Consider the following 7,325-nt stretch of genomic DNA (forward strand, 5'->3'; position numbering starts at 1 on the left):
GGCCGCGGCTGATCTCGTCGTACGTCGATTGTCGGAGGCTGCTGGCAGTATCGCCGCCGTGAACATCATCCGCACCACCCCACCACGGCCGTTCGACGTGGCCGCGGTCTTCCCTCAACTGGCCCCGCTGGCACGCACGACGACCCGGCTGCATCCCCGCCCCGGTTCTCCGTCGCCGTACGACAGTTCGGTCGGCGGGCCGCTCCTGTGGCCCGCCGGGCAGCCATGGCTGTACTGCGACAAGTGGCACGAGGGTCCGGTCTCCCCCCTTCTGCCAGTGGCCCAGCTGTACGTGCGCGACGTGCCCTTGCTGCGGCCGCCCGGACGGACCGATCTACTCCAGGTGCTGTGGTGTCCCTCGGAGCACCCGCCGGAGCACAAGCCTACGACCGAGCTGTTCTGGCGAACTGCCGCCGACGTCACCCACGTCCTCGCCTCGCCGCCCAAACCGACCGAGGCGCAGTACGGCTACACGCCGGAGCCGTGCGTGCTCGCACCGGAGCAAGTCACCGAGTACCCCAACATTCTGGAGCTGGACGAGGAGTTGAAGCAGCAGCTGAGTGACTGGAGCGCGTGGCAGGCGGCCGGCGTCGAGATAGATGATTCCTATGAGGAACCGGATGAGTTCTACTCCGCCGAGTTGTCCGAAGCTCCCGGATGGAAGGTCGGTGGTTGGCCGCCGTGGGGCCTCTCCGATCCCATCGCCCGGTTCTGCATTAACTGCGGCGCCGCGATGAGCCCGTTGCTGACCATCGCCTCGGATGAATGCCGCGACTACAGAAGGGGTTGGGTCCCGTACGAGGAGCAGGCCATCGCCGTGATCGACAACGACAACGTGTCGAACCCACCCGGTATCCAGGTCTCCGACGCGAATAATCTGCAGATCTACTCCTGCCCGAAGTGCTATACGCATACCGACCTGATCCAATAGGCCACTGCTGGAGTCCCCGCGACGGCTGGGGCGTGCGGCTCTTCCAATAGCCCGGCAACATCGTCTTGACCAGGGCTCCGGCCAGGATCGGTAGTCCGGGTGTCACGCCGGGGTCGCGGCTGCCTCATCGTGCGGGGTGCGTGGGCCAGGCACTGTCGCCCGGAGGGACAGGTCCAGGTCGAGGCGGCTGTTCATGTCCAGCTCGAACCGGCCGTACGGATTCACATGGGTCCAGAACAGCGGCGACAGGGCCCGCCGGTCCGCGTCGGTGAGCCTGTCCGCCCACTTCGGATCGGCCAGGACCTCCTGCATCAGTAGCGTGTTGACGTGCACCAGAGCGGACTGGAGCAGGTGCAGCGCGAGCATGCTGACTTCCTGGGATTCCTTGTCTGCACCGGCCAGGTCGCCGTCCTTGCCGTAGAAGAGGTCTTTGTTCGCGGAGTTCCAGTTCTCCACGACCTGGAGCCCTTCGTGGATCTCCTGGCGCATTTCGACATCGGCGAGGTAGTCGCACACGAATGCCGTACGCACCGCCCGCCCGAGTTCCTCGATCGCCTGGTACGTGGGGTGCTTGGGACCACCCCGGGTGAAGCGCCGCAGGACCTGCTCGGCCTCGGCGGTGCCCAGCCGCAGAGCGGTGGTGTACTTCACGATCTGGTCGTACTGCTGGGCAATCAGCTCCCAGTTGATCGTCTTGGTGGACAGCACCGGCGCGAGGTGCGGCCACTTCTCGTCCTGCCCGGCCGCCGGCCGGTACAGCTTCGCGGAGCCGATGTTCTTCAGCCTCGGCATCAGCTTGAAGTCCAGCATGTGCGCGAAGGCGAACCCGACGATGGACGCGCCGTGGGTGTCGCTGTACTGCCGGTCCACCTCCATGTCGGTGCAGTGCCGCAGCACCCCCTCGATCATCGAGGCGACCTCGGAGGCCGAACAGCTCTTGAGCTGGGAGTAGATGCAGACCGACTTCCGCTCCACACGCCAGTAGATCATCACCCCGGGGCCGGAAGCGCGCGGGTTCCGAGATTCTTGGGCTGCCCACGGCCTGAACCCGCGCGTCATTCACGATAGATATAGCACCAGCAGACGGGTTGAGATGCGCAGCGGCCCCAAAATTGCCCTTGGCAGCGTCGTTGCCAGAGGGCTGAGGGCCGCGCGTGTGGTGAGGGGATCAAGGACACGATGGCGTCGACCAAGGCCACCAGCAAGATCACTAAGTTGGAACTGACTCCGCTCGGCAGCCGGCCGAGGGCTCTCCGGATGAGGTGTCAGGCTCCTGGAAGTATCTCAAGGGGGCCCACGAGAGTGTCTCTGGGCTGTTCGACACCCTCCATGTGATCCGGCTGAAGTCCGCTGGGGACACCGACCCGCGAGGGCGGCTGTCACACGATCAAACGGACCAACTCAGGGCCGCAACCGTATTCACCTCCGCCGGCCTGGACGCTTGCCTCCGGCGACTGCTCAAGGACGCGCTGCCGACCCTGATCAACGGGAACAGTGCAGCCGAGGGCAAGTTCAAACAGTTCATCAACGAGCAACTCAACGAGAAGGCGAGCAAGGCTTTCAGGGCCGCAGTCATTGACCCCGACCCCAGGACGAAGCTGATCGACATCTATGTAGAGGCTCTGACGGGCTCCAGTCTGCAAGGGCACAAGGACCTGCAGAGGGTGCGGAACGCCCTCGGCATCCCAGAGTCAGATATAAGCGACAGTGCTTTGGCGGGGCTGAGCCCGTTCTTCGCCGCGCGCAACGAGATCGCCCATGAACTCGACCTCGTCGATCCGACCGGCCGAGGCAGTTCCAGCCGCCGAGACCGGACGATGACAGCAGTCCGTGACCAGTGCGACGAGGTTCTTCAGCAGGTCAAAGCCTTCGTGGTCAACGCGGTCAAGCAGGTGAAGGCTGCGGGCAAGGTCACGCCCTGACGGCGCTCGGCAATCTCGGTGATGGCTATCCGGGTAGCTTCGACGTGCGTTCGGGGTGGGCGGCGTAGATGTACTTCATCGGGCGCTGTCACGTTGGCTGACCGGATGGGGTGATCTTCGGGTTGATCTGCTGGAGGGGGATCGTCCGTGGGGAGTGCGTCGCCGTCGCACAGGGGGCACCGGTACCCGGTCGAGGTGATCTCGCACTGTGTGTGGCTGTACTTCCGCTTCCCGCTCAGCTTCCGCGAGGTCGAGGAGCTGATGCTCCAGCGCGGCGTCATCGTCTCGTATGAGACGGTGCGGCGGTGGTGCGCCAAGTTCGGCCAGGCCTACGCGAACGGACTGCGCCGCCGCCGGCCCCGGCCCGGGCACAAGTGGCACCTGGACGAGGTCTTCATCAAGATCAACGGCGAGCAGAAGTATTTGTGGCGGGCCGTCGACCAGGACGGCAACGTGCTCGACATCCTCGTGCAGAACCGGCGGGACAAGGCCGCCGCCCGACGCTTCTTCCGCCGCCTGGTGAAGAAGACCCGGTCGGTGCCGAGGGTGGTCGTCACCGACAAGCTCCGCTCCTACGGCGCCGCCCACCGCGAGGTCATGCCCTCCGTCGAGCACCGCTCCCACAAGGGACTGAACAACCCGGCCGAGAACAGCCACCAGCCCACCCGCCAGCGTGAACGCGCGATGAAAGGCTTCCGCAGCGTCGGCGCGGCCCAGCGGTTCCTGTCCGCCTTCAGCGGCATCTCACCCCACTTCCGACCCCACCGCCACCTGATGACCGCCCCCGACCACCGCGCCGAAATGACCATCCGCTTAGCCATCTGGGACCAGATTACCGGCGCTGCCCGCCAGCCCACCACGGCCTGAACAGGCCCAAAACCCGGCACCACCACGCCCCGACGCACCGTCAGACACCCACACCCAACAATGTGACAACGCCAGCGTGTGAGTTGGCGGGGCTGCGCGTCGGAGGTGGCGGGCAGGGTAGCGATTGGGTCTTGTTGGTGAGACTGTTTTCGGCGATTTGGCCGGGGAAACGGTAGAGCGCTGCTCAGGAAGCCGTCGTCGCTGTGTGTGGCATTCGGCTTGGTCACTTCTGTGGCGTTCGTGAGGCGGGTGAAAAATACGACACAGGGTGTCGGGTTTTGGGTCGAGCATGGTGTCACCGGTCGGCGTCCGATGACGGACGTGGACCAGGCCGTGCGGATAGATAAGGAACTCAATGGGATTCATGCCCGACACATCGGTACCGGACCTCCACGGAAAGATCGCGCTGGTCGCGGGGGCCACGCGGGGAGCCGGGCGCGGCATCGCCGTCCAGCTAGGCGCGGCGGGTGCGACGGTCTACGTCACCGGCCGCACGACGCGGGAACGGCGCTCGGAGTACGACCGGCCCGAGACGATCGAGGAGACCGCGGAGCTCGTCACTGCCGCCGGCGGAACCGGCATCGCGGTGCCGACCGACCACTTGGTGCCCGAGCAGGTCCGTGCGCTGGCCGAGGGCATCGACGCCGAGCAGGGGCGGCTCGACGTGCTGGTCAACGATGTCTGGGGCGGAGAGCGGCTGTTCGCGTTCGACAAGCCGGTATGGGAACACGACCTCGACAACGGACTGCGGCTGCTCCGGCTGGGCGTGGAGACCCACGCGATCACCAGCCACTTCGTGTTGCCGCTGCTCGTGCGTCAACCGGGTGGGCTCGTGGTCGAGATGACCGACGGGACGTCCGCATACAACGGAATGCACTACCGCAACTCGTACTTCTACGACCTGGTCAAGAACTGCGTGTTGCGCATGGCGTTCGTGCTCGCACACGAGCTGAAGCCGCATGGCGGGACGGCGGTGGCGCTCACCCCGGGCTGGCTGCGTTCGGAGATGATGCTCGACACGTTCGGCGTCACCGAGAACAACTGGCGCGACGCGCTGGCCACAGTGCCGCACTTCTGCATTTCGGAGAGCCCGTCGTACGTCGGACGCGCGGTCGCGGCGCTGGCCGGCGATGCCGACGTCGTGCGCTGGAACGGCCAGTCGCTGTCCAGCAGGCAACTCGCACAGGAATACGGCTTCACCGACCTCGACGGCTCGCGCCCGGACTGCTGGCGTTACCTGGTCGAGGTCGACAATGCCGGCAAGCCCGCGGACGCGACCGGGTATCGGTGACGGGCACCGGTCACGGGCGGGGCGTTAACCTTGTCTAAGCCCGATGATCATGAGAGTGTCCCGTGCCTGCTGTTGCATCTTCCCGTATCCCTGCCGTGCTGGAGAACCTGGGTCCGCTGGACGAGGGCCGGATCGCTGACCTGCGCGTTCACCTCGGGGCGGTTCCGGATCCGCGATCACGGCGCGGGCGGTGGTACCCGCTGACGGCGATCTTGCTGATGTGCGCCTGCGCGGCCGTCTCCGGCGCCAGAAGCATCGAGGAGGTCGCCGAGTTCGGTCAGCGGGCCTGCCGGAGCGTGCTGGCGGCCCTCGGGATGCGCCGGCATCTGCTGGGCTGGCGCCGCTCGCCGTCGGCGGCGACCATCGGACGCCTCCTCGCTGCCCTCGACGGTGACGCCCTCGACCGGGCGGTCAGCGCCTACCTCGCCGGTCAGCACCGCGCCGCCGAGTCCGCGGCGACCGGCCCTTCGCATCGGGTCATCGCCGTGGACGGCAAGACCCTCAAGGGCTCGGCCCACTCGGGCGCCCCGGGCCGGCACCTGCTGTCGGCCGTCACCCACGCCCCCGTCGCGACGATCGCTCAGGTCGAGGTCGGGTCGAAGACGAACGAAACCCGGCACTTCCGCCCGCTGCTGGCGCCCCTGGAACTCGCGGGCACCATCGTCACCTTCGACGCCCTGCACTCGGTCAAGGCCACCATCACCTGGCTCGTGACGGCCAAGAAGGCCCACTACATCGCCGTGATCAAGACGAACCAGCCCACGACCCACCGGCAGCTCGCCGCCCTGCCCTGGAACGCGATCCCGGTGCAGCACACCGCCTCTACCGCCGCCCACGGCCGGCGCGAGTCCCGCTCTATCAAGACCTGTGCCATCGCCGACAACCTCGGCGGCATCAACTTCCCCCACGCCCGCCTCGCCCTGCGCCTGCACCGCCGCCGACGATCCGCCGGCCAGCGGGAGACTCGTACGACCGTCTACGCCGTGACCAGCCTCGACGCCCACCAGACGAGCCCTGCCGGCCTAGCGAACGCGATCCGCGGACACTGGGGAATCGAAAACTCCTCCCACAACATCCGAGATGTAACCTTCGCCGAGGACGCCTCCCGCGTGCACACCGGCACCGCACCCCGCGCCATGGCCACCTTCCACAACCTCGCCACCGGCGCCCTGAAGATCCTGGGAGCCGACAACATTGCCAAGACCACCCGAGCCATCCGCGACGAACCCACACGAGCCCTCACAATCCTCGGCATCCCCAACACCCAGACCAATCACGGAACTTGAAACCGCCCTGGGTGCTGGGGCGTGCGAGAACCGATCGGAGGTCAGCAGGACCCGGCGGCTCGCTGCTGATCACGCTCGAGCAGAGGGCCGTTTCTGGGAATTACGGAGCGGTTCACCGAGGGTCATGTGTGGGCTGCGAGGTGGGTGAGGGCCCGGGCGACGGGTTCTTCGCGTGCCTGGCGGTAGCCGGTGCCCGCCCACAGGTGGATCAGACCGGTGTCGCTGGCGGCGGTGGCGGCCTTGCGCAGCGGACCGGTGAGGTGGTGGAGGGCTGGGTATCCGAGCGGGGCGAGGGAGCCGTAGGTGTCGGTGAAGCGGTTGCGCAGAGCGCGGGCGGGGCGGCCGGTGAAGGCCCGGGTCACCGTGGTGCCGGTGAACTCGGTGTCTGCCAGGGCAGCTTTCCCGGTGTCTGATCTCAACACCCTTCGCGCTCTCCCACTCGGAAGAATCGAGGTCTTCGGCCCTCGCTGAGGGGAGCTGGCCGAGGGTGATGGGAACATTCACTTGGTAGACGGAGATGGTCTCTTTACCCGGAGCCTCCACGAGCGGGCACATGCGCCTGCTGACCGACGAGCAGTGGGCACGCCTGGCGCCCTGCCTTCCCCGCAACGCAGGCAAGGCAGGGCGGCCGTTCGCCGACCACCGTCGCATCATCGAAAGGATCATCTACTGATCCCACACCGGCATTCCCTGGAGAGATCCGCCCCACGAAGCGTTTGGGCCCTGGCGGACGGTGTGGAAACGACATCGTAGGTGGGCAGCTGACGGCACCTGGGACACGGTTCTGACGCAGCTGACCGCCCAGGCAGAGTCGACTGGACGGTCTGGGTCGACTCGACAATCAACCGGGCTCACCAACACGCCACGGCCGGAAAAGGACACCACCGCCACCTACCGCAGCATGAGCGAAGCTCCTGCCGCCGAGGGTGAGCCAGCTAGTGCCGGATCAGGCAACGTTTGCCCTGTCCACGACGGCGCGTAGGTGCCGGTTGTCGGCATTGCGGTTTCGCCAGATGATGTAGCGGCGG

6 protein-coding genes and 2 pseudogenes are annotated in these 7,325 nt (G+C 66.7%); 6 read left to right on the plus strand and 2 right to left on the minus strand.

Going from position 1 to position 7,325, the window contains the following annotated elements; genetic code table 11:
• Positions 1-64 precede the first annotated feature (64 nt).
• Complete coding sequence (locus tag ACIPEK_RS45890) at positions 65-931, plus strand: hypothetical protein (protein WP_402008812.1); 867 nt, start codon at positions 65-67, stop codon at positions 929-931.
• A gap of 102 nt (positions 932-1,033) precedes the next feature.
• On the opposite strand, the pseudogene ACIPEK_RS45895 reads toward ACIPEK_RS45890, so the two are convergent.
• Positions 1,034-1,942 (minus strand): annotated as a pseudogene (locus ACIPEK_RS45895) (Tn3 family transposase); the annotation flags it as partial.
• A 320-nt stretch (positions 1,943-2,262) separates the two neighbouring features.
• Here ACIPEK_RS45895 and ACIPEK_RS45900 point away from each other — a divergent pair.
• From ACIPEK_RS45900 to ACIPEK_RS45915, 4 genes are all read left to right on the plus strand, one after another.
• Positions 2,263-2,853 carry a hypothetical protein gene (locus ACIPEK_RS45900; RefSeq protein ID WP_402008799.1) on the plus strand — a complete coding sequence of 197 codons (591 nt, stop codon included), beginning with the start codon at positions 2,263-2,265 and terminating at the stop codon, positions 2,851-2,853.
• A gap of 147 nt (positions 2,854-3,000) precedes the next feature.
• Positions 3,001-3,720, plus strand: a complete 720-nt coding sequence (locus ACIPEK_RS45905) for an IS6 family transposase (protein ID WP_402008801.1) — start codon at positions 3,001-3,003, stop codon at positions 3,718-3,720.
• A 355-nt stretch (positions 3,721-4,075) separates the two neighbouring features.
• On the plus strand, positions 4,076-5,011 hold the full coding sequence (locus tag ACIPEK_RS45910; RefSeq protein ID WP_402008804.1) for an SDR family oxidoreductase: 936 nt from the start codon (positions 4,076-4,078) through the stop codon (positions 5,009-5,011).
• Between the two features lie 62 nt (positions 5,012-5,073).
• Positions 5,074-6,297 carry an ISAs1 family transposase gene (locus tag ACIPEK_RS45915; RefSeq protein WP_402008806.1) on the plus strand — a complete coding sequence of 408 codons (1,224 nt, stop codon included), beginning with the start codon at positions 5,074-5,076 and terminating at the stop codon, positions 6,295-6,297.
• A 122-nt stretch (positions 6,298-6,419) separates the two neighbouring features.
• Here the strand turns inward: ACIPEK_RS45915 and ACIPEK_RS45920 are convergent, their stop codons facing one another.
• Positions 6,420-6,719, minus strand: a complete 300-nt coding sequence (locus ACIPEK_RS45920) for a nitronate monooxygenase (RefSeq protein WP_402008809.1) — start codon at positions 6,717-6,719, stop codon at positions 6,420-6,422.
• Between the two features lie 95 nt (positions 6,720-6,814).
• On the opposite strand from ACIPEK_RS45920, the pseudogene ACIPEK_RS45925 reads away from it, so the two are divergent.
• Positions 6,815-7,164 (plus strand): annotated as a pseudogene (locus ACIPEK_RS45925) (transposase); the annotation flags it as partial.
• Positions 7,165-7,325 lie beyond the last annotated feature (161 nt).

It is taken from the genome of Streptomyces sp. NPDC088246 (assembly GCF_044741025.1).
Lineage (GTDB): Bacteria > Actinomycetota > Actinomycetes > Streptomycetales > Streptomycetaceae > Streptomyces.

What these genes read in the sequence shown, in the direction of transcription:
- ACIPEK_RS45910 (WP_402008804.1), top strand. Translation starts at nt 4,076, where the DNA reads ATGGGATTCATGCCCGACACATCGGTACCGGACCTCCACGGAAAGATC.